The organism is Delftia sp. WSY_7, assembly GCF_043104845.1.
GTDB lineage: Bacteria > Pseudomonadota > Gammaproteobacteria > Burkholderiales > Burkholderiaceae_C > Comamonas > Comamonas tsuruhatensis.
Map to the genome: position 1 here is coordinate 751,069 of NZ_JBICLB010000034.1, position 25,859 is coordinate 776,927.

The 25,859-nt window shown below is 68.6% G+C and carries 19 protein-coding genes and 1 other RNA gene; 6 read left to right on the forward strand and 14 right to left on the reverse strand.

What is annotated here, in order from left to right:
* Nucleotides 1–1,047 precede the first annotated feature (1,047 nt).
* A complete protein-coding gene (locus ACF8ME_RS18210; protein ID WP_141830260.1) occupies nt 1,048–2,004 on the forward strand; it encodes a tripartite tricarboxylate transporter substrate binding protein in 957 nt (318 codons plus the stop codon).
* A 5-nt stretch (nt 2,005–2,009) separates the two neighbouring features.
* Here the strand turns inward: ACF8ME_RS18210 and ACF8ME_RS18215 are convergent, their stop codons facing one another.
* The 3 genes from ACF8ME_RS18215 to pcaB are packed head-to-tail and all read right to left on the reverse strand — an operon-like array spanning nt 2,010 to nt 5,867.
* Complete coding sequence (locus ACF8ME_RS18215) at nt 2,010–3,443, reverse strand: class II fumarate hydratase (RefSeq protein ID WP_392417701.1); 1,434 nt, start codon at nt 3,441–3,443, stop codon at nt 2,010–2,012.
* 4 nt (nt 3,444–3,447) lie between these two features.
* Nucleotides 3,448–4,440 (reverse strand): tripartite tricarboxylate transporter substrate-binding protein, encoded by a 993-nt coding sequence (locus tag ACF8ME_RS18220; RefSeq protein ID WP_012203368.1) that lies wholly within the window; start codon nt 4,438–4,440, stop codon nt 3,448–3,450.
* A gap of 44 nt (nt 4,441–4,484) precedes the next feature.
* The gene (gene pcaB / locus ACF8ME_RS18225; protein ID WP_034390459.1) at nt 4,485–5,867 is read right to left on the reverse strand and encodes a 3-carboxy-cis,cis-muconate cycloisomerase; all 1,383 of its coding nucleotides are present in this window, start codon (nt 5,865–5,867) and stop codon (nt 4,485–4,487) included.
* 97 nt (nt 5,868–5,964) lie between these two features.
* Here pcaB and ACF8ME_RS18230 point away from each other — a divergent pair, with 97 nt between their 5' ends.
* Nucleotides 5,965–6,711 carry a GntR family transcriptional regulator gene (locus ACF8ME_RS18230; protein WP_016448060.1) on the forward strand — a complete coding sequence of 249 codons (747 nt, stop codon included), beginning with the start codon at nt 5,965–5,967 and terminating at the stop codon, nt 6,709–6,711.
* Here the strand turns inward: ACF8ME_RS18230 and ACF8ME_RS18235 are convergent.
* Together ACF8ME_RS18235 and ACF8ME_RS18240 are read right to left on the reverse strand one after the other, a co-directional pair.
* Entirely contained in the window at nt 6,708–8,564 is a 1,857-nt protein-coding gene (locus ACF8ME_RS18235) for an ABC transporter ATP-binding protein (RefSeq protein ID WP_016448059.1), read from the reverse strand. The genes ACF8ME_RS18230 and ACF8ME_RS18235 overlap by 4 nt on opposite strands.
* A 301-nt stretch (nt 8,565–8,865) precedes the next feature.
* Complete coding sequence (locus ACF8ME_RS18240; protein WP_016453117.1) at nt 8,866–10,080, reverse strand: MFS transporter; 1,215 nt, start codon at nt 10,078–10,080, stop codon at nt 8,866–8,868.
* A gap of 105 nt (nt 10,081–10,185) precedes the next feature.
* Here ACF8ME_RS18240 and ACF8ME_RS18245 point away from each other — a divergent pair, with 105 nt between their 5' ends.
* The gene (locus ACF8ME_RS18245) at nt 10,186–11,100 is read left to right on the forward strand and encodes a LysR family transcriptional regulator (RefSeq protein ID WP_392417705.1); all 915 of its coding nucleotides are present in this window, start codon (nt 10,186–10,188) and stop codon (nt 11,098–11,100) included.
* Nucleotides 11,101–11,161: 61 nt separating this feature from the next.
* On the opposite strand, the gene cysK is transcribed toward ACF8ME_RS18245, so the two are convergent.
* Entirely contained in the window at nt 11,162–12,079 is a 918-nt protein-coding gene (cysK, locus tag ACF8ME_RS18250) for a cysteine synthase A (RefSeq protein ID WP_017406935.1), read from the reverse strand.
* A gap of 138 nt (nt 12,080–12,217) precedes the next feature.
* Here cysK and ACF8ME_RS18255 point away from each other — a divergent pair, with 138 nt between their 5' ends.
* Nucleotides 12,218–13,153, forward strand: a complete 936-nt coding sequence (locus ACF8ME_RS18255; RefSeq protein WP_017406934.1) for a LysR family transcriptional regulator — start codon at nt 12,218–12,220, stop codon at nt 13,151–13,153.
* A 20-nt stretch (nt 13,154–13,173) separates the two neighbouring features.
* Here the strand turns inward: ACF8ME_RS18255 and ACF8ME_RS18260 are convergent, their stop codons facing one another.
* From ACF8ME_RS18260 to ACF8ME_RS18275, 4 genes are all read right to left on the reverse strand, one after another.
* Entirely contained in the window at nt 13,174–14,544 is a 1,371-nt protein-coding gene (locus ACF8ME_RS18260) for an amidase (protein ID WP_070080667.1), read from the reverse strand.
* Between the two features lie 50 nt (nt 14,545–14,594).
* The gene (locus ACF8ME_RS18265) at nt 14,595–15,272 is read right to left on the reverse strand and encodes a DUF2848 domain-containing protein (RefSeq protein WP_043822013.1); all 678 of its coding nucleotides are present in this window, start codon (nt 15,270–15,272) and stop codon (nt 14,595–14,597) included.
* Nucleotides 15,273–15,377: 105 nt separating this feature from the next.
* Nucleotides 15,378–16,703, reverse strand: a complete 1,326-nt coding sequence (locus ACF8ME_RS18270; protein ID WP_016448052.1) for an MFS transporter — start codon at nt 16,701–16,703, stop codon at nt 15,378–15,380.
* Between the two features lie 258 nt (nt 16,704–16,961).
* Nucleotides 16,962–17,861 (reverse strand): DMT family transporter, encoded by a 900-nt coding sequence (locus tag ACF8ME_RS18275; protein ID WP_392417707.1) that lies wholly within the window; start codon nt 17,859–17,861, stop codon nt 16,962–16,964.
* A 96-nt stretch (nt 17,862–17,957) separates the two neighbouring features.
* On the opposite strand from ACF8ME_RS18275, the gene ACF8ME_RS18280 reads away from it, so the two are divergent.
* The gene (locus ACF8ME_RS18280) at nt 17,958–18,752 is read left to right on the forward strand and encodes a helix-turn-helix domain-containing protein (RefSeq protein ID WP_016453123.1); all 795 of its coding nucleotides are present in this window, start codon (nt 17,958–17,960) and stop codon (nt 18,750–18,752) included.
* Between the two features lie 56 nt (nt 18,753–18,808).
* An RNA gene (gene rnpB, locus ACF8ME_RS18285) (RNase P RNA component class A) lies at nt 18,809–19,241 on the forward strand.
* A 44-nt stretch (nt 19,242–19,285) separates the two neighbouring features.
* Here the strand turns inward: rnpB and ACF8ME_RS18290 are convergent.
* From ACF8ME_RS18290 to ACF8ME_RS18305, 4 genes are all read right to left on the reverse strand, one after another.
* Entirely contained in the window at nt 19,286–21,781 is a 2,496-nt protein-coding gene (locus ACF8ME_RS18290; RefSeq protein ID WP_392417709.1) for a TonB-dependent siderophore receptor, read from the reverse strand.
* Nucleotides 21,782–21,935: 154 nt separating this feature from the next.
* Nucleotides 21,936–23,258, reverse strand: a complete 1,323-nt coding sequence (locus tag ACF8ME_RS18295; RefSeq protein ID WP_392417711.1) for a sigma-70 family RNA polymerase sigma factor — start codon at nt 23,256–23,258, stop codon at nt 21,936–21,938.
* A gap of 95 nt (nt 23,259–23,353) precedes the next feature.
* Nucleotides 23,354–24,097 (reverse strand): pseudouridine synthase, encoded by a 744-nt coding sequence (locus ACF8ME_RS18300; RefSeq protein WP_012203381.1) that lies wholly within the window; start codon nt 24,095–24,097, stop codon nt 23,354–23,356.
* 53 nt (nt 24,098–24,150) lie between these two features.
* Nucleotides 24,151–25,821: an MBL fold metallo-hydrolase gene (locus tag ACF8ME_RS18305; RefSeq protein WP_392417713.1), complete on the reverse strand. Its 1,671-nt coding sequence runs from the start codon at nt 25,819–25,821 to the stop codon at nt 24,151–24,153.
* Between the last annotated feature and the right edge of the window lie 38 nt (nt 25,822–25,859).

Sequence of the window (25,859 nt, forward strand, 5' to 3'; positions counted from 1 at the left end):
GGTCTGATGATTGACTGAGGAAGGCGCTGCTGGCAGGGATGCTGGTGGCGCCTTTTTTGCTGGTGGGTCTTTTTTTGACCCTGCCGGGTGGTTGTTTTTCGAGGCCGGGGTTCGGCCCGGCGGCCGACCCGCTTTCTTGTCGCGCGACAAGAAAGCGGGGCAAAGAAGCGCGCCCCGAACTGCCCACGACCCTTCGCTTCGCTGCGGGCGACCTGCGTTGGGCGGGATGCGGGGTGTGCCGCAGAACTCACTCCTTGCGCCTGCGGCGCAATCCGTTCAAACAACTGCGGCAAGCTAGACAACGAAGCAGCCCTGTCCTTCGGCAGGGCTGCCACCCCGCATCCCGCCCAACGCAGGCGTGGGCAGAAGGGGGGAGGCTGGGGAACAGCCAACAGCCAACAGCCAACAGCCGGCGCCATCGCTCCGCTCGGCTTCAAACCGGGGCCGAGCGAAGCGAAGGCCCGCACCACCTCCCGTATGTCAGCGCCTGCGGCGTGGTGGTTGCGGGGTTGCAGTCCTGCCGAAGGACAGGACTGCTTCGTGACCTGACTCGCTGCGGTTGTCTGAGCGGCGCGCGAAGCGCAAAGCGAGTTCCGCAGCGAACCCCGCAACCGCCACGACGCAGGTTGCCCCGGAGCGAAGCGCAGGGGTCGCGGGCATTTGGGCGCGTTTCTTTGCCTACTTTCTTATCGCGCGATAAGAAAGTAGGTCGGCCGCCGGGCCGAAACCCGGCCTCGAAAAACAACCACCCGGCAGGGACAAAAAAGCATCCCTGAATGGCAGCCGCTCTGAGGGCACACGCGCCATGACTGTCGCCTCAAAGACATGCCCCACCCACCCCAATGCGCAAAAAAACACCCCACCACCACCCGCAAACCAAGCAACCACGCCACCCCCTGCTATAGAGCCATCAGTCCCGCACCCACGCTGCGCGTTTTCCCCACAATCCCCAACGCTACGGGCTTGCCCGAATCCATGGTTGGCATGCATCCATCTAAATTGAACAGCAGCAAGTTCGATGGTCGTGAGCCTCTGAGGAAGATGGAAATGCAAAGACGAGTGTTTGGCGCATGGATGTGCGCATCGGTCCTGATGACGGGCGCAGCATGGGCGCAGGACAGCTATCCCAGCCGCCCCATCAGCCTGGTCGTGCCCTACGGCGCGGGCGGCGTGACCGATGTGGTGGCGCGTGCGCTGGCACAGGGCATGGGCAAGCAGCTGGGGCAGACCGTGGTGATCGAGAACAAGCCCGGCGCGGGCGCGTCCATGGGCGTGATGGACATGCGATCGGCCAAGCCGGACGGCTACCGCCTGACGCTGGCGCCCGTGAGCATCTTCCGCCAGCCGCACATCCAGAAGGTGCAGTACGACCCGGTGCGCGATCTCAGCTACATCGCCACCTACATGACCTATGACTTCGTGCTGGCCGTGCCCCAGGACTCGCCGTTCAAGACGGTGCAGGACCTGGTCGAGTTCGCCAAGAAGAATCCGGGCGCCGTGGACTACGGCACGCCGGGCAAGTTCACGGCCAACCACGTGGTGATGGCGCTGCTGGAGCAGGCCACGGGCGCACGCTTCACGCATGCGCCCTTCAAGGGCGATGCCGAGGCGCTGAACTCGCTGATGGCCGGCCACATCAAGTCCGGCGTGTACGCCAACACGGTGCTGCCGTACCTGAGCTCGGGCAAGCTGCGCGCCCTGGCCTCGGCCTCCGAGGTGAGGCCCGAGGCCTTTGCCAACGTGCCCACGTTCCGCGAGGCCGGTTATGCCTTCGATGTGCCCTCGCCCCTGGGCATTGCCGGGCCGCGCGGCCTGCCGCCAGAGATCGTGCGCAAGCTCGAAGCCGCCATCAAGGCCGCCATGGACGACCCGGCCTTCCGCCAGGTCGTCGGCAACTACGGCGTGCGCACGCAGTTCCGCGGCAGCCAGGAGTACACGGCGTTCGCCAAGAAGGCGTTCGAGGACGAGAAGAAGATCGTGCAGAACATAGGCCTGGAGGATTGAGGCCGCTACGCGGGCGGCAGCCCGGCCATGGCCCGCAGGTCCACCAGCCGGTCGTACTCGGCCGCCGTGATCAGCCCCAGCTCCACGGCTGCCTCGCGCGGCGCAATGCCGCGCGCCATGGCCTCGCGCGTGATGCGTGCCACGGCGTCATAGCCCAGTACCGGGTTGAGCGCGGTGGCCTGCAGCAGCGAGTGGCTGACCTGCTGCTCCAGCCGCTCCGTATGTGCCTGCAGGCCGGCCACCAGTTTCTCGGCAAACACGCGGATGGCGTCGCCCAGCGCGCGCATGGCGCGCAGCAGGTGGTGGATCAGCACGGGCTTGGCCACGTTGAGCTCGAAGTGCCCGGCCGAGCCCGCCAGCGTGACGGTGAGGTGGTGGCCCATGGCCTGGTAGGCGGCCTGCACCACGACCTCGGCCACGGTCGGGTTGCGCTTGCCCGGCATGATGGAGGAGCTCAGCCCATCGTCGGGAAACACCAGCTCCCCCAGGCCGCAGCGCGGGCCTGAACCCAGCAGGCGGATGTCGTTGGCCATCTTGGCCAGCGAACCGGCCACCACATTGAGTGCGCCCGAGACCTCGATGAGCGCATCGTGCGCGGCCATGCCTTCGAACTTGCAGGGATTGGGCGTGACCGCCAGGCCCGTGAGCGCCTGTATCTCCTCGCAGAAGATCCGGTCGAATCCGGCCGGCGCGTTGAGCCCCGTGCCGGCCGCAGTGCCGCCCTGGGCCAGGCTCCACAGCCGGGGCTGGGTGTCCCGCAGCCGGTCCATGCCGTGGCCCACCTGGTGGGCGAATGTCTCGAAGCTCTGGCCCAGCGTCATGGGCACGGCGTCCATCAGGTGCGTGCGCGCCACCTTGAGCACGCCGGCAAAGGCCAGGGCGCGTTCCTGCAGGCGCTGCTGCAGCTGTTCCAGGGCGGGCAGCAGGTGGTCGCGCAGCTCCAGCGCCGTGGCCAGGTGCATCACCGTGGGAAAGCTGTCGTTGGACGACTGCGAGGCATTGGCATGGTCGTTGGGGTGGACCGGGCTGCGCGTGCCCGGGGGCTGGCCCAGCATCTGGTTGGCGCGGTTGGCGATGACCTCGTTGGCATTCATGTTGGTCTGCGTGCCCGAGCCCGTCTGCCAGATGGTCAGCGGGAAATGCGCGTCCAGCAGTCCGTCGCGCAGTTCGGCGGCTGCGGCCTCGACGGCCGCGCCGCGCTCGTCGTCCAGCACGCCCAGGCGCCGGTTGGCGCGCGCTGCCGCCAGCTTCTGCAGCCCGAATGCGCGGTACAGGCCCTGCGGAAAGCGCTCCTCGCCAATGGTGAACAGCTCCAGCGCGCGCTGGGTCTGCGCGCCCCAGAGGCGGTCGGCAGGGATGTGGACGGGGCCGAAGGCATCGTGCTCGATGCGGGTATGAGCTTGGGTCTGTGCCTGGGCCTGGGTGCGTGTCTGGTCCATGGGCTCAGTCCAGCGAGATCTTCGCGTCGGCTGCCACCTTGCGCCAGCGCTCCACCTCGGCGGCCGTGTGGCGTGCCAGGGCTTCGGGCGCGTATTGATCTGCGGGCAGCAGGCGTATGCCCTGGGCGGCCATCCTGTCGGTCCAGGCCTTGTCGGCCAGGGCCTTGGTATAGGCCTGGTAGACCTTTTGCACCACGTCGCGCGGCGTGCCCTTGGGCGCGTAGATGCCGTACCAGGTGGCGGTCTCGAAGCCCGGCAGCAGCTTCTGGCCCAGCGCGGCCGCGCCCGGGAACTGGGGCATGGGCTTGTCCGAGGTGAGGGCGATGGCGCGGATGCGCTCGCCGGCCAGCTGGGGCAGGGCGGTGTTGGTCTGGTCGAACATGGCATCGACCTGGCCCGAGATCACATCGGTCATGGCCGGTGCCGCGCCCTTGTAGGCCACCTGGGTGATCTCCATCTGCGCGCGGCTGGCGAACAGCGCTGCCACCAGGTGCGAGGTCGATCCCACGCCCGCGTTGCCGAAGTTCAGCCGGCCCGGGTTCTGCTTGCCGAAGGCCACCAGCTCCTCGGCCGTCTTGTACGGGGAGTTCTTGCCCACCAGAAGCACCAGCGGCGTGTCGGGGAAGCGGAACACCGCCTCGAAGTCCTTGACCGGGTCATAGGCCAGCTTCTTGTACAGCGACGGCGCCGCGCCCATGTAGCCCATGTGGCCGACCAGGAAGCTGTAGCCGTCGGGCGCCGAGCGCGCCGCCTTGGCCGCGCCGATGGTGCCGCCCGCACCCGGAACGTTCTCGATGATGATCTGCTGGCCCAGCTGGGTGCTGGTGCGCTGGGCGATGTCGCGCGCCATGGCGTCCGTGGGGCCGCCGGCCGCGAAGGGCACGATCCAGGTCAGCGGCTTGGCGGGGTAGCCGCCCTGGGCGTGCGCGGCCAGGGCGAAGGTGGTGGCGGCCAGGGCAAGGGCCAGGCGTGGCAGGCGGGGAAGATGGAAAGGCATGGTGTTGTCTCCTGTAGTGCTGTGTTCTGTCCTGGGCCGGGATGTCAGCGGCCGCTGGCTGTATGGGCGCGCGACAGCGCAAGGGCGCGGTCCACCATCTGCGGGGCCTCGCCCAGGTAGTTGCGCGGGTCGGTGAGGCGCTGCAGCGCCGCGCGGTCGAAATGGGCCGTGACTTCGGGCAGGCGGGCCAGCGCATCGGCCAGCGTGCCGCCCTCGGCGTTGACGCTGCGGCAGGCGGCATAGACGATGTCGTGCGCCTGCTGGCGGCCCGTGTGCGGGGCCAGGCCCATCATCACGGCCTCGGCCACGATCAGACCGTCGGTCATGTCCAGGTTGCGGGCCATGCGTTCGGGATCGACGATGAGGCCGCCCAGCATGAAGCGCGCCTGGTGCAGGGCGCCGGCCGAGAGCACGAAGCTCTCGGGCAGGGCCACCCATTCGGCGTGCCAGGGGCCGGTGGCGCGCTCCAGGTCCTGGACCATGGCGTCCAGCATCAGGCCCGCATGCTGGCGCACGGCCTTGGAGGCGGCCAGCATCAGCTCGCTGGAGATGGCGTTGCGCTTTTGCGGCATGGTGCTGCTGGCGCCGCGCCCGGTGACGAAGGGCTCGAACACCTCGCCGAACTCGGTGGAGGACAGCAGCATCACGTCGTAGGCGATCTTGCCCAGCGAGCCGGTGACCAGTGCCAGGAAATTCACGGCCTCGGCCAGGCCGTCGCGCGCCACATGCCAGGTGGTGGCGGGCACGCCCAGGCCCAGTTCTTCCATGAGCAATTGCTGCACTTCCAGGCCCCGGCCGCTCAGCGAGGCCAGCGTGCCTGCCGCCCCCGCGAACTGGCCCACCAGCACGCGCGGGCGCAGTTCCTTCAGGCGCTGGGCATGGCGGTCGAACATGGCCAGCCAGATGGCGGCCTTGTAGCCGAAGGTGATGGGCAGGGCGTGCTGCAGGTGCGTGCGGCCGGCCATGGGCGTGTCGCGGTGGCGTTCTGCCAGGTCGGCCAGGATGGTGCGTAGTGCGGCGATGTCGGCATCGACCAGGTCCAGCGCATCGCGCACCTGCAGCACGGTGGCCGTGTCCATGATGTCCTGGGTGGTGGCGCCCCAGTGGATGTAGCGGCCTGCGTCGCCGCACTGTTTCACCAGCTGGTGCACCAGCGGCAGGATGGGGTAGCCGACAATGTCGGTTTCCTTGCGCAGCAGCTCGAAGTCCAGCGCTTCGAGGCTGCAGCGCTGCGCGATCTCGTGTGCGGCCTCGGCCGGAATCACGCCGCAGCGGCCCTGGGCGCGCGCCAGCGCGACCTCGACCTCGATGTAGCGCGACACCAGCGCGCTGTCGGCGAAGATGGCGCGCATGGCGGGGGTGCCGAAGGCGTCGCGGAACAGCAGCGAATCGATGGCGGTGCTGGAGGTGAAGGACGGAAGGGTCATGGTGCGCAATTGCAATTAAGTTCGGACATATCGATATTTTTATTTATGTACGTACATTACGAACATCCGGGTTTGCCTGGGGTGAGGGCCTGCGCCCATGGCTGAGACACGCTATGCCCAGGTGGCGCGCGACCTGTCCGAGCGCATTGCCTCGGGCGAATACGCCGTGGGCGCCCTGCTGCCCACCGAGCTGGAGCTGTGCGACCGCTATGGCGTGAGCCGCCACACCGTGCGCGCGGCGATTGCCGAGCTGCAGCAGTCGGGGCTGGTCTCGCGGCGCAAGAAGGTCGGCACGCGCGTGGAGGCGGCGCAGCCCCATGCGCACTACCGCCAGGCGCTGACCTCGCTGGAGGACTTGGTGCAGTTCGGCGCCACCCATGTGCGCGAAGTGCGGCGCATCGAGGAGGTGGTGCTGGACCAGGACCTGGCCGCCGAACTGGACTGCCCGGCCGGCAGCCGCTGGCTGGCCATCTGCAGCCTGCGCCGCGACGGCGCAGCGCCGCACCTGCCCATTGCCTGGACCGTGGTCTATGTGGATGCGCAGCGCTTTGACACGCAGGAGCTGGCCGAGCGCGTGCGCGCCGCGCCCGAGTTGCTGGTCAGCAGCCTGCTGGAGCAGCAATACGGCCTGCGCATCGCGCGGGTGCGGCAGGCCGTGGTGGGGGCGCTCATTCCCGAGGCGCTGTCGGAGGAATTGCAGGCCCCGGCCGGGTCAGCGGCGCTGAAGATCGTGCGCCGCTACCTGGATACCGATGGGGAGTTGATGGACCTCAGTGTGACCTTGCACCCGGCCAGCCGCTACACATTGCATACGCAGCTGGACCGGGATCTGGCGAGCGTCTAGCCGTTGGCGTTGGCAGCTTCCGAGCCCTGCTCTGCGAGGAAGCCGCCGCTCTGGTGCGACCACAGCTTGGCGTAGATGCCGCCCAGCTCCAGCAGTTGCTGGTGCGTGCCCTGCTCGACGATCTGGCCCTGGTCCATGACGATGAGCCGGTCCATGGCCGCGATGGTCGACAGGCGGTGGGCGATGGCGATCACGGTCTTGCCGTGCATGAGGCTGTCCAGGCTTTGCTGGATGGCGGCCTCGACCTCGCTGTCCAGCGCGCTGGTGGCCTCGTCCAGCAGCAGGATGGGCGCGTCCTTGAGCATCACGCGCGCAATCGCCACGCGCTGGCGCTGGCCACCCGACAGCTTGACGCCGCGCTCGCCCACCTGGGCGTCGTAGCCGCTGCGGCCCTTGAGGTCGGTCAGCGTGGCGATGAAGTCCGAGGCCTCGGCCTTGTCCGCGGCGGCCAGCATCTCCTGCTCGGTCGCATCGGGGCGGCCGTAGAGGATGTTGTCGCGCATGGAGCGGTGCAGCAGCGAGGTGTCCTGCGTCACCATGCCCACGGCGCCGCGCAGGCTGTCCTGCGTGACGGTGCGGATGTCCTGCCCGTCGATGGTGATGCGCCCGCCCTGGGGTTCATGGAAGCGCAGCAGCAGGTTCACCAGCGTGGACTTGCCCGCGCCCGAGCGGCCGATCAGGCCGATGCGCTCGCCCGCGCGGATGTGCAGGTTCAGGTGGTCGATCACCTGCTTGCCGCCGTCCTTGTAGGCAAAGCTCAGGTCCTCGAAGGCGATGGCGCCGTGCGTGACCTGCAGCGGCCTGGCGTCGGGCGCGTCCACGATGGTGCGCGGCTTGGTCAGCGTGAGGATGCCGTCCTGGATGGTGCCCACGTTCTCGAACAGGCCCGTCATCTGCCACATCACCCAGTGCGAATAGCCCATCAGCCGCAGCGCCATGGCAATCACCGCTGCCACCACGCCCGCGCTGGCCTGGCCGGCAGACCACAGGTACAGCGCCGTGCCCGTGGAGCCCACCAGCAGCAGGGTGATCATCAGGTGGTTGGTGATCTCGAACAGGCTGACCAGCCGCATCTGCGCATAGCCGGTGGACTTGAAGGCGTCCATGGCGTTGCGCGCGTACTCTGCCTCGCGGCGCGTGTGGGCGAACAGCTTGACGGTGGCGATGTTGGTATAGGCATCGGTCACGCGGCCCGTCATCATGGAGCGCGCGTCGGCCTGCTCCTTGCCGATCTTGCCCAGGCGCGGAACAAAGTAGAAGCAGGCGCCGATATAGGCCAGCAGCCACAGCGCGAACGGAATCATCAGCCGCCACTCGAAGCTGGCCGCCAGCACCAGGATGCCGATCATGTAGACGCTCACGCCCACCAGCACATCGACCACCATGAACACCACTTCGCGCACCGACAGCGCCGTCTGCATGATCTTGGTGGTGATGCGGCCCGCGAACTCGTCCGCATAGAACGACATGCTCTGGCCCAGCATCAGCCGGTGGAACACCCAGCGCAGGCGCATGGGGAAATTGATGGCCAGCACCTGGTGCATCACTGCCGTGTGAAAGGCCAGCAGCAGCACGCTGGACAAGAGGATGGCGGCAATGCCCCAGACCGTGCCGCGCTGCTGCTCCCAGAAGCCTGCCGGCGACACGGTGGAAAGCCAGTCCACCACATGGCCCATCAGGGCGAACAGCGCCGCCTCGTAGACGGCCAGCAGCGCCGAGGTGCAGGTCAGCAGCGCGATCCAGCCGCGCATGCCTTGCGTGCAGGCCCAGATGAAGGCGAAAAAGCCCTTGGGAGGGACCGTGGGCTCGACGCTGGGATAGGGCGGAACGCGTTTTTCAAAGAAACCGAACAAGATTTTTTTACTCCTTGGTCAGACCATCGTAGGCCAGAGTCGGGTTTGCCCGATGCGCGTTCAGCATGACCTTTGGGCGCAACATGTTTTGTAAGAGATCTCCACACAACTGTCTTACGCCGGGCTGGGCGTCACGTCTGCGCTGCACACAGGCGGCGGTCCGGGATGCGGTCGCGGCGCCGGTACGGATTGTCCAGGCCCGAGGCGGTTCACTTTGTGCGCGAGCAGACAACGCAGCATGCAGCGGCCAGCAACAATGCACGCCGCTGCGGTTGCCGGCCCTGGCTCTTCATGGAGTGGATCATGCGCAGTGCGCGTGCCTTGCTCGCCCCGAGCGTGCCATGCACAGCGCCGCCACGGCCGCCAGCATGGCCAGGCCGGCGGCAACCCGGCCCGTGGACAGAGGGCCTGCCGTCTGCAGTGCCCATCCGCCCAAAAGGGCACCCAGCGCAATGCCGGCATTGGCGGCCGAGACATTGGCCGTGCCCGCCAGGGCCTGCGCCTGGGGTGCGGATTGCATGACGCGGATCTGGCAGACCGGGTACAGGGCCGTGTTGGCCACGCCCCAGACGGCCAGCGCGACCACCAGCCAGGGCAGGGCCTGGGCCAGCTGCACGGTGGCCGCCATGCCCAGGGCCAGTACCAGGCACAGGGCCGCTGTGACTCTCAGCGCGTGGCGCTCGGCCCAGCGCCCGCCCAGCCAGTTGCCGGCCAGGCCGACGGCGCCAAATCCCATCAGCCACCAGCCCACGCGTGCGGGTGCCACGCCGGCGGCGCGCTCCAGGATTTCGGCCAGATAGGTATAGGCCGTGAACATGGCCGTGAAGACCAGCACCGACAGCGCAATCTGCGCCAGGAACCGGGGAGTGCGCAACACGCGCAACTGCTGCGCCAGGGGCATGCGGGGCGCGCCTTCAAGCGCCGGCATCTTCCATTGCAGGGCCAGGGCCACCAGCAGCGACAGCAGGGCCAGCAGGCCGAAGGCGCCGCGCCAGCCCACGGCATCGGCGGCCAGCGTGCCCAGGGGAATGCCCAGCAGCAGCGCCGCAGAAATGCCCAGGTAGACGCTGGCCACGGCACGGCCTGCGCGTGACGGTCCTGCCAGTTGCGCAGCGGTTTCGCTGGCCGTGCCCCAGAACACCGGCAGCGCCATGGCCGGCAGCAGGCGCGCCAGTGCCAGCACGCCCAGGCTGGGCGCCACGGCCGCCAGCGCGTTGGAGCCCGCAAACAGCAGGGCAATGGCCACGAACAGGCGCTTGCGGCCCACCGGTGCCAGCCAGGCCGTGAGCGGCGGACCGGCCAGCGCCACGACCAGGGCGAACAGCGTGACCAGCTGGCCGGCCGCCGCAGCGCTGGTGCCCAGGTCGCGCGCCAGCGCCGGCAGCAGGCCGACGATCAGGAACTCCGTTGTGACGATGACGAAAGCCGCCACCGCCAGCACGGCGGTGGCGGCCTTGCCTTGGGTGGCAGGAATGGAGGGGCGGGCATCGCGGTTCAGGGATGGGGCAGGGGACATGCGCAAAGACTCCGGGGAAAAGAAACAACAGGCCCGCGAGCTTATTTAAGATGTGAATTCTTATCTCGGACGAATTTTCTGCAGATACTGGAAATTGATTCTTGAATGAAAGCCGCCATCGCCATGTTTCCTTCGGAGCGTCTCAAGGGCATCGAGGCCTTTGTCTGTACCGCAGACGCGGGCAGTTTCACGGCTGCTGCCGAGCGGCTGCACCTGACGGGCTCGGCCGTGGGCAAGGCCGTGGCCCGGCTGGAAGCCCGGCTGGCGACGCGCCTGTTTGAACGTACGACGCGGCGGCTGCGGCTGACCGATGCCGGCGAGGCCTTCTACCGCACCTGTGTGCGCGTGCTGGGCGAGCTGGAGTCGGCCGAGCAGGTGCTGGCCGCCGAGCACCTGGAGCCCGCAGGCAGGCTGCGCGTGGACCTGCCGGCGCTGTACGGACGGCTCAAGGTGATGCCGCTGCTGCTGGAGTTTGCACAGCGCCATGCGGCGGTGCAGCCCCAGGTGTCGTTCACGGACCGCTTCGTGGACGTGGTGGACGAAGGCATCGACGTGGCCGTGCGCATAGGCATAGGCGGCAGCGTGCAGCTGCCTGCGGGACTGGGCCAGCGTCTGCTGGGGCGGGAGCGGCTGGTGTTCTGCGCATCGCCTGCCTATCTGGAGCGGCGCGGAGCGCCTGACAGCCTGCAGGCACTGGCCGGCCATGATGCCGTGGCCTATGGAAGGACCGATGCAGGCATGAGTGCATGGCAGAGCAGTGCCGGCGCCATTGCGGTGCAGCCGCGCATGGTGCTGGGCGATGGCGAAGCGGTGGTGGCTGCCGTGATGGCGGGCTGCGGCATCGCCCAACTGGCCACGTGGATGGTTGAGGCGCCGCTGCGCGATGGCCACCTGCTGCGGCTGCTGCCCGGCGCCGAAGTCGATGGCCTGCCGCTGCACCTGGTCTGGCCGCGCAGCCGCCAGTTGCTGCCCAAGGTGGATGCGCTGCTGCGGCACCTGGCTCAGGGCCTGACGATCTGAACGGATCTGCCATGACAAAAGGCCCGCGAAGGGCCTTTGGCTTGTTCAGGGGGCAGGGCGGTCAGGCCGGCAGGAAGCCTTCCACCGACAGGTAGCGCTCGCCCGTGTCGTAGTTGAAGCCCAGCACCTTGGCGCCTGCGGGCAGCTCGGGCAGCTTCTGCGCGATGGCGGCCAGCGTGGCGCCCGAGGAGATGCCGACCAGGATGCCTTCCTCGCGGGCCGAGCGGCGTGCGTACTCGCGCGCGGGTTCGGCTTCGACCTGGATCACGCCGTCCAGCAGGCTGGTGTCCAGGTTCTTGGGCACGAAGCCTGCGCCAATGCCCTGGATGGGGTGGGGCGAGGGCTGGCCGCCCGAGATCACGGGCGATGCGGCAGGCTCCACGGCGAAGACCTTGAGCTGGGGGAATTGGGCCTTGAGCACCCGCGCCACGCCGGTCAGGTGGCCGCCCGTGCCCACGCCGGTGATCAGCACATCCAGGCCTTCGGGGAAGTCGGCCAGGATTTCCTGGGCGGTGGTGCGCACGTGCACATCGATGTTGGCGGGGTTCTCGAACTGCTGCGGAATCCAGGCGCCAGGCGTCTGGCTGGCCAGTTCCTGGGCGCGGGCGATGGCGCCCTTCATGCCCTTTTCCTTGGGCGTGAGGTCGAAGCTGGCGCCGTAGGCCAGCATCAGGCGGCGGCGCTCGATGCTCATGCTCTCGGGCATGACCAGCACCAGCTTGTAGCCCTTGACGGCGGCCACCAGGGCCAGGCCCACGCCGGTGTTGCCGCTGGTGGGCTCGATGATGGTGCCGCCGGGCTGCAGGGCGCCGGATTTTTCGGCGTCCTCGACCATGGCCAGCGCGATGCGGTCCTTGATGGAGCCGCCGGGGTTGCCGCGCTCGGACTTGATCCACACATTGGCACCGGCGCCGAACAGGCGGTTGATGCGCACGTGGGGCGTGTTGCCAATCGTTTGCAGGATGTTGTCAGCTCTCATCGGACCTCCGCGATTTTGGGGTGGTGGTTGGACAGTCGGGGTGTTGCGCAGCCAGCGTGCGCGGTCACGGAGCATTGTGCACGCAGGCGTTCCATGCATGGGCTATATCGATATGGCCTGGACGGCTAACATCGCCGCATGAATCTACGGTTCCTGGAAACCTTTGTGCTGCTGGCCGAGCTGCGCAATTTCCGCATGACGGCCGAGCGGCTGTACACCACGCAGGCCGCCGTCTCCAGCCGCATCGCCACGCTGGAGCAGGAGTTCGGCGTGCGCCTGTTCGACCGCGGCGTGCGCGAGGTCACGCTCACGGCCGACGGCGCCAAGGCCCTGGTCCATGCCGAGCGCATGCTGCGCCTCATGCGCGAGATGCGCGAGGACATGCTGGACAAGCAGGCCTATGCGGGCGTGATCCGCATCGGCGCCATCGAGTCCATCGTGCACAGCTGGTTTCCCGATTTCCTGGCGCTGCTGCAGCAGCGCTATCCGCGCCTGCAGGTGGAGATCGCCTGCGACACCACGCTGCACATGTCCGACCAATTGGTGAAGGGCCAGCTGGACCTGTCGCTGCAGGCCAAGCCCGTGACGGCGGCCGGCGTGGGCCATCTGTCGCTGGGTGAATTTCCCATGGCCTGGGTGGGCAGCCCCAAGCTGGGCATCGGCGACGAGACCCTGAGCCTGGCCGAGCTGGCGGCCTTTCCCATCATGTGCTTTGCGCGCGGCTCCGAGCCGTATGCGGTGATCGAGCAGCTGTTCTCCACCGAAAGCAGCGCCTCGGTGCACCTGAACTGCATTGCCTCGGTGGCCACCATGATCCGCGTGGTCTGCGACGGCCTGGGCGTGGCCGCCGTGCCGCCGGCCATCATCCAGCGCGAGCTGGCCGAGCAGCGCCTGCGCCTGCTGCGCGTGGACCGGGAGTTCCCCTCGCTGCCGCTGGTGGCCTGCTACCGCAATGACCACCAGAACCCGCTGACCGAAGTGGTGGCGCGCGCGGCCGAGGAGACCGCTGCCGCCTTTGCGCTGAACCACGGCCAGGCCGTGGCGCGGCTGCCGGGCAGCGGCCTGGGCGGCTAGGCCCGAGGCCGTCTGGTCGATCAGCCCTGCGCCGAAGCCAGCAGCTGCTCCACGGCCAGGGCCACGGACAGCAGTCGCCGGTCCTGCCCGCCGAGGCCGGCCAGGCTCAGGCCCACGGGCGCCTCGCCTGCGCGGTGGCAGGGCAGGGAGATGGCGCAGCCGTCGAGGAAGTTGATCAGCGTGGGGTTGCGCAGGATCAGGCCGTTGGCGCCGAAGTAGGCCTCGTCGCTCTGCGTGAGGTCGGCGATCTTCGGGGCGACCACGGGCACGGTGGGCATGACGATCAGGTCATGGTCGGCCATCTGCGCACTGACGGCGGCAATCCACTGCCTGCGGCGTGCCAGCAGGTCGATGTAGTCGGCCGCGCTGATGTCCTTGCCGCGCAGGATGCGCGTGCCCACGCGCGGGTCGTACTCGGACAGGCGCGTGGCGATGTGGTGGCGGTGCCAGGCCCAGGCCTCGGCGGCCGTGAAGCCGCCCTTGGAATTGATGTCGGCCAGCTCGCCGAAGGGCGCGACCACGGCATGGGTGATGTGGGCGCCCGCCTGCGACAGCAGGGACAGGGCGCGCTCCCAGGCGGCGGCCACGGTGGCGTCCATGCCGTCCAGCACCACGTTGGTGGGTGCCAGCAGGCGCAGGCCCTGCAGCGGCGCGGCATGCAGCTCGCCCAGCGGTTCGCCGGAGAGGATGGCGTCCAGCGTGGCGCAGCAGCGCACGCTGGGGGCCAGCGGGCCGATGGAGTCCAGGTTGGCCGACAGCGGCAGCACGCCTTCCATGCTCACGCGGCGCGCCGTGGGCTTGAAGCCCGTGAGCCCGCACAGCGCCGAAGGAATGCGCACCGAGCCGCCCGTGTCCGAGCCGATGGCCGCCATGGCCATGCCGTCGGTGACCGAGATGGCCGCGCCCGAGGACGAGCCACCCGGGATGCGGCCGCCGCCCTCGTCACGCTGCCAGGGATTGCGCGGCGTGCCGTAGTGCGGGTTGATGCCCAGGCCCGAGTAGGCGAACTCGGTCATGTTGGTCGTGCCCACGATGACGGCGCCGGCCTGGCGCAGGCGCTGCACCACTTCGGCCGTGCGCTGCGCGGGCGGTGCGTCGGCCAGCAGGCGCGAGCCGCCCAGCGTGGGAAAGCCGGCGATGTCGAACAGGTCCTTGACCGAGACCGGCAGGCCCTCGATGGGCGAGCGCGCCAGGCCGGCCGCACGCAGCACGTCGCTGGCGCGGGCCTCGGCCAGGGCCGCGCCCTGGAACACGCGCGTGAACACCTTGGGGCCTTCCCCCGACATGGTGCGGGCCAGGGCCTGCTCGGTCAGCTGCACCGAGGTGGTTTCGCCGCCATGCAGGCGCTGTGATGCCAGTTCCAGGCTGGGCAGGGGGAGGGCTTGGGTCATGTGGGAAGTCCTGTGGGTGAAGGCGGGCGTGGGCGGATCGGAGTCGCGGCTCAGGCCACGACGTCCAGCAGTTCGCTGCGGTAGCTGTGGCGGATGGAACGCTGGCTGCGGGGATCGTACAGCTCCATGGAGAACTGCGTCGAGGGGCGGATGCCACCGATGGCGCCCACCGTGCCGCAGGTCATGCCGCAGCCTGCGGGCAGCAGATCCTTGCCGCCCGTGAAGCCTGCGATCAGGTCCTGGGGCGTGCGCAGGCTGGCCAGCGTGCCTTCCTGGTAGAGCACCTCGCGGCCGTCTTCCACGATCCACGAGCGCACGACCAGCTCATCCCAGTGGCCGGCCACGTCGGCAAAGCGCCAGGCCTGGGTGGCCACGGGCTTGACGCAGGCCTGCTTGGAAAAGGCCACGCTGTAGGCTTCCAGCTTGCGGTCCGTGTGGTCGGAGGCCAGGCTCACGAACATCTCGCCTTCGTGCGTGAACACGAAGACCTCGACCTCGCCCGAGGAGTCCGGGCCCAGCACCTGCAGCGCGCTGTGCTGGCTCAGCTGGTTGCTGGAGATGCGGTAGTACAGCGGCACGGCGCTGGGGCGCGGGATGCCGATGGCGGCCAGCTCCTCGATGTGGTGCTCGATGGCCTCGCGGTCGCGGCCGGCCCAGCCGGCGACGATGAGGGTGTCGAATTCAGGGGCGAAGGTCTGGCCTTCGGGGGTGGTGAACTGCAGTTGCATGGCAGGCGATCCAGGGGGAATTCGGGGCCGCGGGCCCCGGTGAGAAAACGCGGAAGTCAGGCTGTGGCGTGCGGAGGGCGTGGAGCGGCAGCGCACGCGCAGGCCTCACTGCTTCCTGACGAAGAGCACGACCAGGAAGGCCGCCAGGAATTCGAGGGCTGCCACGAAGTACAGGCCCGAGGACAGCGATCCCGTGCTGGTCTTGAGCGCGCCGATCATGTAGGGCGCCACGAAGCCGGCCAGGTTGCCGATGGAGTTGATCAGCGCAATGCCGCCGGCCGCCGCCGTGCCGGCCAGGAAGGCGGCAGGAATCGACCAGAACACGGGAAAGGCCGCGAGGATGCCGATGGAGGCCAGCGTCAGCGCGCACAGGGCGAGCACGGCGTTGTGCAGGAACAGGCCCGTGAGGATCAGGCCCGCCGCCGCGATCAGCGCGGACAGGGCGCAGTGCATGCGGCGCTCGCCGGTCTTGTCCGAATGCATGCCGTTCCAGACCATGGCCAGGGTGCCGGCCAGGAAGGGAATGGCCGAGATCAGGCCGATCTGCAGCGTGTTCTGGATGCCGATCTCCTTGATGATGGACGGCGACCAGAACGCGATGGTGGCGTTGCCACTGACGATGCAGAAATACACGGCGGCGCACAGCCACACGCGGTAGTTGCGGCAGGCGTCCAGGAAGGACACATGCTTGTGGCCGCCCTGGTTCTCTGCCTCCACGGCGGCGGTCACGGCGCGCTGCTCGGCCGCGCTCAGCCACCTGGCGTTGGCGGGCTTTTCGGGCAGGTACAGCAGCACGAAGAAGCCGGCGATCACCGAGGGAATGCCTTCCAGGATGAACAGCCACTGCCAGTTGGACAGATGGCCCACGCCCTGCATGCCATTCATGATGGCACCCGCAATCGGGCCGCCCACGGCGCCCGCAATGGCGAACGAGGTCATGAACAGGCCGTTGACGCGCGCCCGGTGGCGGGCCGGGAACCAGTAGGTCAGGTACAGCACCACGCCGGGGAAGAAGCCGGCCTCCACCACGCCCAGCACGAAGCGCAGCACGTAGAACATGGTGGGCGTGGTCACGTAGGCCATGGCCATGGAGGCCGCGCCCCACAGGATGGTGATGCGCGCCAGCGTCTTGCGCGCGCCGATCTTCTCCAGCAGCAGGTTGCTGGGCACTTCGAACAAAAAGTAGCCGATGAAGAAGATACCTGCGCCCAGGCCGTAGATGGCCTCGCTGAACTGCAGGTCGTCCAGCATCTGCAGCTTGGCGAAACCGACGTTGACGCGGTCTATCCAGGCCAGGATGAAGAGCAGGACCAGAAAAGGGATCAGGCGCCAGGCGATCTTGCGATAGGTGGCGTCCATGTCGAGGGACGCGGCCTCGCCGGCGCCTGTGCTCTGTGCGAGGGGGTGTGCGGCGGATGCCGGGCTGCTCATGGGGTGTCTCCTGTCTTCGAAAGTGCAGCGGGCACACGGGCCAGGCCGCTGGGACCGGGCCCGTGTGTCGTGGGAACCTCAGGCGTCTGGCGCTTGCAGCGGTTCCTTTGGCGGCAGTATCGAAAGGCAGGACAGGGCTGTCCAACAAGAAATTATGAGCAGGCCTGAATGCAAATTCTTATGGGCAGCAATGGTGCGGGCGCCGCACCGGCATGCGGCATGCGTGCACCATTTGAGCTCGGGAAAACCCTGATTTTTTCAGGCGGTGGCGGCGGCACGCGGTGCGCGCAAAGGCTGCTTCCACAGCTCGGCCAGCAGCAGGCCGCCGATGGTCATCACGCCGCCCACGGCGTGGTAGGCCGCCAGGGGCTCGCCCAATGCCATGAAGGCGATCACGGCCGTGAAGATGGGCACGAGGTTGAAGAACATGCTGGAGCGGCCCGGCCCGATGCGCGCCACCGACATCATCCACAGCAGCGGCGCGGCGATGGAGGCCATGATGCCCGCAAAGCCCACCAGCGGCAGGTTGGCCGCGTTCAGCCCCGTGCGCGGCGCCATCAGGAACAGCGGCAGCTGCGCGATCACGGCCACCAGGATCTGCAGGTACAGCAGTTGCACCGTGGCCAGGCGCGGCATGGGCCAGCGCTTGAGCAGGATGTTGTAGACGGCATAGGCCAGCATGGCCACGAACATCAGCGCGTCACCGCCATTGAGGCCCTGGGTGAGCAAGGTGGCAGGCTGCCCCGAAGACACCACCAGGGCCACGCCCGCAATCGCCAGCACGCAGCCCAGCACGGCGCCCCGGCTCAGCGCCTGGCCCAGCATGGCGGTGGACAGGCCCAGCACCATCATGGGCGTGAGCGAGCCGATCAGGCCCATGTGCGTGGCCGATGTCATATGGGCCGCGTAGTAGGCCAGGCTCTGGTAGATCACCATGCCCAGCATCCCCAGCACGATGAGGCGCGGCAGCAGCGGCCGGATGTCGGCGCGCTGGCGCCAGATGGAGGGCAAAAGGAACGGCGTGAACAGCACGGCCGCCACCAGCCAGCGGTAGAAACCGATCTCGGCCGCGCCGATGCTGTCGGCCGCCATCTTGCTGACCACGGTATTGACCGACCAGATGAGCACGGCGATCAAAGGGAAAAGGTAAGACCCCATTGGAAGACTCCTAAGACTGGTCCTATGATCGTTCTGTCCGACTTGGAGTGCATCCCTGGTTTCGGACAATCGATAGCGCAACCCGGACCATCCGCCATGCCCCGTCCCAGCAAGCCCATGCGCATCCAGAACGTCGAGGATGTGCCGGGCGAGTACTACTTCCGCTACGACGAATTCGGCGCCGACACCGAGGTGCCGCCGCACAGCCACAGCTGGGGACACCTGAACTACACGCCCCACGGCAGCATGTGCATGGACACGGCAGGCCAGCGCTGGGTCTCGCCGCCGCAGTACGGCGTCTGGGTGCCGCCCGGCGTGGTGCACAGCTGCCATGTGGCGCACGCCGTGGTCTACCGCTCGGTCTACCTGGCGCCTGCGCTGTGCAGGGAGCTGCCGGCGCAGCCATGCTCCATGCGCATCGGCGCCATCGTCAAGGCCATCCTGGCCGACTTTGCCGTGCGCGACGTGCACATTCCCGCCACCGACGCCGACCTGCGCCTGGCCCGTGTGCTCTACGACCAGTTGCGGGCCGTTCCCGTGGAGCCCGGCTATCTGCCGGCCGCCGAACACCCGGCCCTGGTCGAAGTGCTGACCCGCATGCGCGCTGCGCCCGAGGACCACCGCAGCCTGGCCCAATGGGCCGCCAGCGTGCACATGACCGAGCGCACCCTGGCGCGCCACTGCCAGCGCGAACTGGGCATGGGCCTGGGCGAATGGCGCCAGCGCATGCGCTACCTGCTGGCCATCGATGCGCTGGAGGCCGGCCTGAGCGTGCAGCAGATCGCCTATGACCTGGGCTACAGCACGCCCTCGGCCTTCATCGCCATGTTCCAGCGCGAGGCCGGCACCTCACCCGAACAATTCCGCCGCGAGTTCTGCATGCCGCCGTGAGGCTGTTGCGCCATCTGTCTGCAGCCTGGCCCCAGCCGCGAGATAATGCCGCCCGTGAAGCACGCCAGACCGCCGCTGGTGCAATCGTGGAAACACGGCACTGGAGGAACGTCCGGACTGCACAGGGCAGCGTAGCAGCTAACGGCTGTCCACCGTGAGGTGAGGATCAGAGCAACAGAGACGAGTCGGGGACATGTGCCGCCAACTTGGTGTTCTATGGGGTGCCAGCGCAAGCTGGCGACGGATGGCGCAAGCCAGACGCCCAGGCGAAAGCCTGGGCCCCATAGCCACCCGGGGACGCGGAACGCGTCCCCGGGTGAAACGGGCAATCTCTACGCGCAGCAATACCAAGTAGGCACACGTTGACGGGGCCCCCGGAGTGTGCGGGTAGGTAGCACCGAGCCGGGCGGCGACGCCCGGCCCAGATTAATGGCGGTCACATGCGGGCAACCGCGTGCACAGAATCCGGCTTATCGGCGCGCTTCACACTTTCTTCCATGCCCCGCCACCGGCGGGGCATTTTCATGGGCGGTTCAGAACTGGTATCTGGCCGTCAGCAGCAGCCTGCGCGGCACGCCGAAATAGTTGCCGCCGTTGTTCGTGCCCAGGGTCTCGAAATAGCGGTGGTCGAACAGGTTGCTGATGTTCATCTGCAGGTCCAACTGCCGGTTCACGCGATAGCCGATGACCAGGTCGGCCACGGCATGGGCGGGCTGGCGGATTGCATAGCCCTCGGCGCTGGTCAGCGACTCGGACGTGGTGCGGCTCTGGTAGCGCAGGCCGCCGCCCACGCGCCATGCGACCAGCTCGCCGCCCAGGTGGTACATGGCCGACAGCTTGAGCTGGTGGCGCGGCGTGTAGCTGGCATAGGGCGCGCCCTTGGCGCCTTCGGTGCTGTCGCTGGCGATCTTGGCCTGGGTGAAGGTATAGCCAAGGCCGGCGTTCAGGCGCGGCAGGATCTCGCCGCTGATGTCCACGTCCAGCCCCTTGCTCCTGACCTTGCCCACCGAGCGGTAGCAATTGGTCTTCACCGTGCAGGAGTTGATGTCCGCGATGGCCTGGGGCAGGTTGTCCTGCGTGGTGTTGAACACGGCAACGGCCAGGTTCACGCGCTCGTCCAGGTAGCTGCCCTTGAGGCCCAGCTCGAAATTGCGGCCCTCCACCGGCGCCAGCATGCTGCCCGAGACATCCAGAAAATCCTGCGGCCGGAAGATGCTGGTGTAGCTGGCATAGGCCGAGTAGGTCTTGTTGATGTCATAGGTCAGCGCCGCATAGGGCGTGGCATGGGCTTTCTCGCTGAATTCGCGCTCCCGGCTCCAGCTGCCCTGGCGCTGGACGTTGGTGAAGTCGTACCAGTCCAGGCGCGCGCCGGCGATCAGGTTCAGTGGCTCGGCCAGCAGGAAGCGGCCCGTGGCGTAGGCCGAGGTCAGCGTGGTCTTCTGGCGGCGCGTCCACAGGTCTTCGGCCAGCAGGCCGGAGCGGTCCAGCGAGTCGGGGTTCCAGGTATAGGGATCGACGCCATTGGCGATCAGCCATTCCCCCGTGGGCGACAGGTAGCTGTAGCCCTGGTCGCTCCAGCGGATGGTGCGGCGGCTGAGGCCGAAGGCCAGGTCATGCTCGCGGCCGAACAGGCGCACGGGGCCCTGGGCCGAGGCATCGAGGCTGAGCTGGCGCTTGTCGTAGTCGTAGAGGCCGCCGGCCACGTCGTAGCGCGTGCGGCCCTGGTCGTCCAGGCCGCCCGAGACCAGGTAGGCACCGTCCAGCGCGGACTTGGCCTGCAGGGCGCGCGCGGCCAGCCTGGCCTTCCAGCCGTTGTCGAAGCGGTGCTCCAGGTCGGCGAACAGGCTGACCTCCTTCTTGTCCCATTTGCTCCAGGAGGGCGAGAAACGCCTGGATCGCGCAATGTCGAGGAAGGAGCCATCAAAGCCCATGGGCACGCCCATCCATTGCGAGCCGGGGTTGTCTTCGTTCACATAGGCGCCGCCCACGCTCAGCGTGGTGTCGCGCCCCAGGTCGAACTCGGCGGTGCCGTACAGCAGCTGGCGGCGGCTGCTATAGCCATCAATGAAGTGGTCGCGCGACTGGGCCGAGGCCACCACACGCCCGCGCGCCGAGCTGTCCTCGTTGAGGGCACCGCCCACATCGAGCTCGCCCACGGCCTGGTTCCAGCTGCCGCCGCGCAGGGTGACCGAGCGCTGGGTGGTGCGCGGCGCGCGCTTGCGCACGAAGTTGATCGTGCCCGAAGGGTCGCCCACGCCCGTCATCAGCCCCGTGGGGCCGCGCACCACTTCCACGTGGTCGTACATGGCCATGGTGTCGTAGGTGGAGGTGTCGGTTTCATACGAGACGGGCACGCCGTCCTGCAGGAACGAACCGATCACGAACCCGCGCGAGAAATAGCGCGCCCGGTCGTCGCTCCAGCGGTTGATGGTGATGCCGGTGGCGCTGTTGGCCACGTCGTCGATGGACAGCATGCCCTGGTCGTCCATCTTCTGGCGCGTGACCACGGTGAGGGACTGGGGCGTCTCGCGGATGGACAGCGGCAGCTTGGTCGAGGTGCTCATCAGCCCCGTGGTGTAGGAGCCCGAGCCCTCGGTGGTCGTGGTCTCGCCCACGGCGGACACCGTGACTTCGGGCAGGGCCACGGTGCCGGCGGGCTTTTCCACCACCAGCGTGCCCTGGCTCACATGGCCTTCCAGCCCGCTGCCGCGCAGCAGCCGGGCCACGGCGGCGGCGGTGCTCAGGCGCCCTTCCACGGCGGGCGCACGGCGGCCCTGCACCAGTTCGGGCGCGGCCAGCAGCTGCAGGCCGGCCTGGCGGGCCAGTTGGGCCAGCGCCTGGTCCAGCGGCTGGGCGGGAATGTGGAAGTCGGTGCTGGCGGCCGTGGCCGGGGCCGGTGCTGCCTGGGCCAGTGCGGCTGGAGCGGCTGGAGACAGCTGCAGGGCCAGCAGCGCGATGGCCGCCGCAACGGCATGGTGGCGGGCAAGGCTGCAGGCAAGGCGGGAAGGCTTGGAGGGGAATGAAGACATGGAAGGTCCCGTGGCGGATCTGGGCAATGGCGATTCCCGGGCTGCGAATGCGTCGCGTTCCCGGGTCCTCATGCCTATACGAACGGGCGCAGGCATTCCCTCATGCCTGGTGCGCATGCGACGTGCATTCCGGGGCCATGGGCGCATCAGCGCATCAGCTGCGGCGGCGGATGACCAGAGTGCGCCCGGTTCCCGGGCCCTGCTCCTTTTCCTGCACCTCTTCCTGCACGCTGACCGGCAGGGTGCGCGGTAGCATGCGCAGCCAGCCCTGGGCCGCCGCAATGCGAACGCGCCCCAGCACGGGCAGGGCGGCGGCGTCGGGCTCCACGCGCAGTGGCTGCAGGCTGTAGCGCTCCAGGCGGCGGGCAACCTCGGCCAGCGGCGTGTTCTGGAAGTCCAGCCAGCCCTCGCGCCAGGCGGCCACTGCCGCAACCGTTTGCACGGCGGCCGTCTGGCCTGGCGCCAGGCGCAGCATCTGGCCTGCGCCCAGTGCATGCCGGGCGCCGCTGCCGTCGCGCACCTGCACGCGGCCCGCATCGACGGCGACCAGCACCGCATCGTCCTCCAGCGCCACCTCGAAGCGCGTGCCCAGCACGGTGACCTGTACGTCCGCCGCCTGGACCACGAAGGGCCGTTCCGTGTCGCGCGCCACGGCGAAGAAGGCGCTGCCGGCCAGCAGCCGCACCTGGCGGCGCGTGGCGTAGAAATCCACCTCGGCACGGCTGGCGGCGTCCAGCGTCAAGCTGCTGCCGTCGGGCAGGGGCTGGTTCAGCAGGCGGCCGGTGGCCGTGGCCAGCCGCACCTGGTACTGCGGCATCCACTGGCGCCAGGCCAGCCAGATCGCCGGGCTGCCGACACCCAGGCCCGCCATCCCCAGCAGGGTGGACAGGGCGCGGCGGCGGCCCGTGCGTGGTGCGGGTGCGGCGGTTTCTCCGCGCCAGCGGCGCAGCGAGGCTTCCACGCTGTCCATGGCGCGCATGACTTCGCGTTCCACGGTTTTGACCGAGACGCCGTGGCGCTCGGCCAGCTCGGCATGCGAGGCGCCCTCGATGCGGTCGGCCAGGAAGATGTCGCGGCAGCGCGCGGGCAACTGCGCCAGGGCGCCTTCGACCCCGGCCAGGGCCTGGCGGTAGGAATGGGTGTCGGCCACATCGGGGCTGAGGGGGGAGGGCGGCTCGCCTTCCCTCGCGCTGGTGTCAAAGCGCTCGGCCGTGCGCTGGCCATGGCGCAGGTGGTCGATGGCGATGTTCTCCATCACCGCGTAGAGATAGGCGCGGCTGGCGCCTGGCGGACTGTCCGGCGCGGCGGGCGCATCGCTTTCGCCGCGCTGGCGTTCGGCCAGGCGTATCCAGGCGTCATGCACCAGGTCACGCGCTGCCTGCGGGCCGGCGCGGCGCGCCACGAAGCGCACCAGCTCGTGGTAGCTGTCCTGGAAGGTGCTCAGCAGGGAAGAGGAGGAAGAGGCGGGCGCAGGCATGCGGGAGGCCCGAAGGCAGCACGGGAATCCCGCATTCTATGAAATGATTCTCATTTGCCGAATGTGCTGCCCGCCGCGCACCCGGCAATGCCGGCCTAGAACCGCTCCCAGGGCATCAGGTAGCGCCACTGGCCTTCGGGCACCTTGGCCAGAGAGAGGCGGCCAATGCGCAGGCGGCGCAGGCTGACCACGCGCAGGCCCACTTCGGTGCACATGGCGTCGATCTCGTCGGGCGCGATGCCCTTGAGCGCAAAGCGCAGGTGGTTCTCGTTTTGCCAGCTCACGCGGCAGGGCGGCAGCTGGCGCTTGCCGATCGGCAGGCCGGCCTTCATCAGCTCCAGGCCGTCCTCGTGGATCTGGCCCTCGACGCCGACGATGCATTCCTGCTCCAGCCACATGCCTTCCTCGCCCAGCTTGCGCGCCACGCGCTTGTCCTGGGTGTAGACGATGAGGCCGCTGGCAGGCAGCGGCAGGGGCAGGAAGGATTCCAGGTTCTTGAAGTGCTGGGCCAGCACCAGCAGCGGCATGGGCGTGTCCACCTGGGCCATGCTGGCTTCGCCCAGCAGGGAGTGGGCGCTGCGCACCCGGCCATAGGGCCGGCCCTGGGTATAGCCCGCAGGCTTGTTCATCAGCAGGGTGACGGGCGGCACGGCCTCGGGCTGGGCGCCGCTGCGCAGCGTGACCTGCTGCTCGGGGCGCACGCGCGTCTCGGGCAGTTGCACGACCTTGCCGTCCACCTGGACGTTGCCGGCGGTGATATGCAGCTCGGCCTCGCGGCGCGAGCATTGTTCCTGTTCGGCCAGGCGCTTGGCCAGGCGAACGCTTTCAGATTCAGACATGCGCGCAGCTTAACCAGATACCAGGCCCCGCGCGCGTCGTCGGTCATTGCCGGTCATTGCCGCCCGCACAGCGCACGGATGCGCTCCACATGCGCCAGCAGCGAGCGCTCGGCAATCGGCCACAGCTGCGGCGGGGCGTCGTCATAGGCCAGGCGCACCCAGTCCTGCACGCTGCCGTCGGGCTGTCTTTGCATGGCGGCCAGCACCTTGGCCTCGCGCGCCAGCCGGTGGGCCTTGAGTCTGGCAATCGCCTGGCGCGCAAAGCCCAGCACATAGCCATGGGCCGGCAGGATGAAGCGCGCATCGTGCGCGGCGCACAGCGCGTCCAGCCTGTCCAGCGAATCGATGTACTCGCGCATGTTGCCGTCGGGCGGATCGATGATGGTGGTGCTGCCGTTGAGGATGTGGTCGCCGCTGAACAGCAGGGCATCTTCCTCCAGCAGAAAGCACACGTGGTTGGCCGCATGGCCCGGCGTGAACACGGCCTGCAGCGTGTGGGTGACGGTGCCTTGCGCATCCTGCACGGCGATGCGCTGGCCATCTGCCAGCACGTGGTCTGGCGTGAAGCGGCTGGCCGGCCGGGCCGTGGGTGCCGAAGGCAGGCCGCCGATGGCCGGGCGTGGCTTGCCGGCCTGCACCGCCAGCGCCTGCAGCAGGGCTGCGCCCGGCGAATGGTCGGCGTGGGAGTGGGTGCACAGGATGTGGCGTATGTCGCCGCCGGCCGCCTCGAACAGGCGCTGCACATGGGCGGCGTCGGCCGGGCCGGGATCGATGCAGATGTAGCCCGTGGCGGCATCGCCCACCAGATAGCTGTTGGTGCCGGGGCCGGTCATCACACCGGGGTTGGGGGCCGTCAGGCGCAGCAGGTTCTTGCGCAGGGGCACGGCGCGCTCGCTCTGCCAGTCCAGCGTGTGCAGGATCTGGCCGTCCGGGCAGACCATTTCCAGCTCGCCGAAGGGGGCCTCGTCCTCCATGTGGCGGGCTTCCTTGCCATCGAGAAAGCCGGTGCGCGGGCAGCACTGCCACAGCGGCCGCTCGCCTTGCAGGGCGGCGAACACGGCATCGGTGCCCGCGAAGCGGCTGAGCCGGTCCAGCGTGCGGATGGTGGGAAAGATCATGGGAAAGCTGCCGGCGCGGTGGCGCTCCAGCGCTTGCTGGGGGCTCACCCAGATGGGCTCGAACTGTTCCGATCCGTCGGCGTCAGGCTCCTGGCCTTCGGGCATGCGCGCCACGAAGAAAGGCACATCGAAGCGCCGGGGCAGGTCGCGGTCGGCCGTCCAGTGGGCCAGGTACCACAGCGCATCCACGGCCAGGCGCAGGCCGCGTGCCTCGCACTGGGGAACCAGGGGAGCATTGCGGTCCAGCGTGGCCAGCTCGGCGGCCGATACCGGTCGGCCCTGGGCATCGTGGGCCAGCAAAATGCCGAGCTCCTCGAAAGTCTCGCGCAGGCCGGCGATGGCCTGGGTGACGCGCAGGCCATAGCCGGCCTGCGCGGGGCGGGTGCTGGCGCAGGCATGGGCGGCGTCGGCGGCGTCCTGGGCCTCGATGCCGCCGCCCGGGAAGACATAGGCGCTGGGCACGAAGCTGGCCTTGGGCGAGCGCCTTGTCATGAGCACTTCCAGTCCGCTGCCATCGGCGCGGTCGCGCATCAGCAAAACGGTGGAGGCCTTGAGCGTGTCTACGGGCTGGCGCTGGGGGTGCAGGAGCTGGCTGGGGCGGGTCATGGGGGCATTATGCGGATGGACCTGCATCGTGCTGTTGC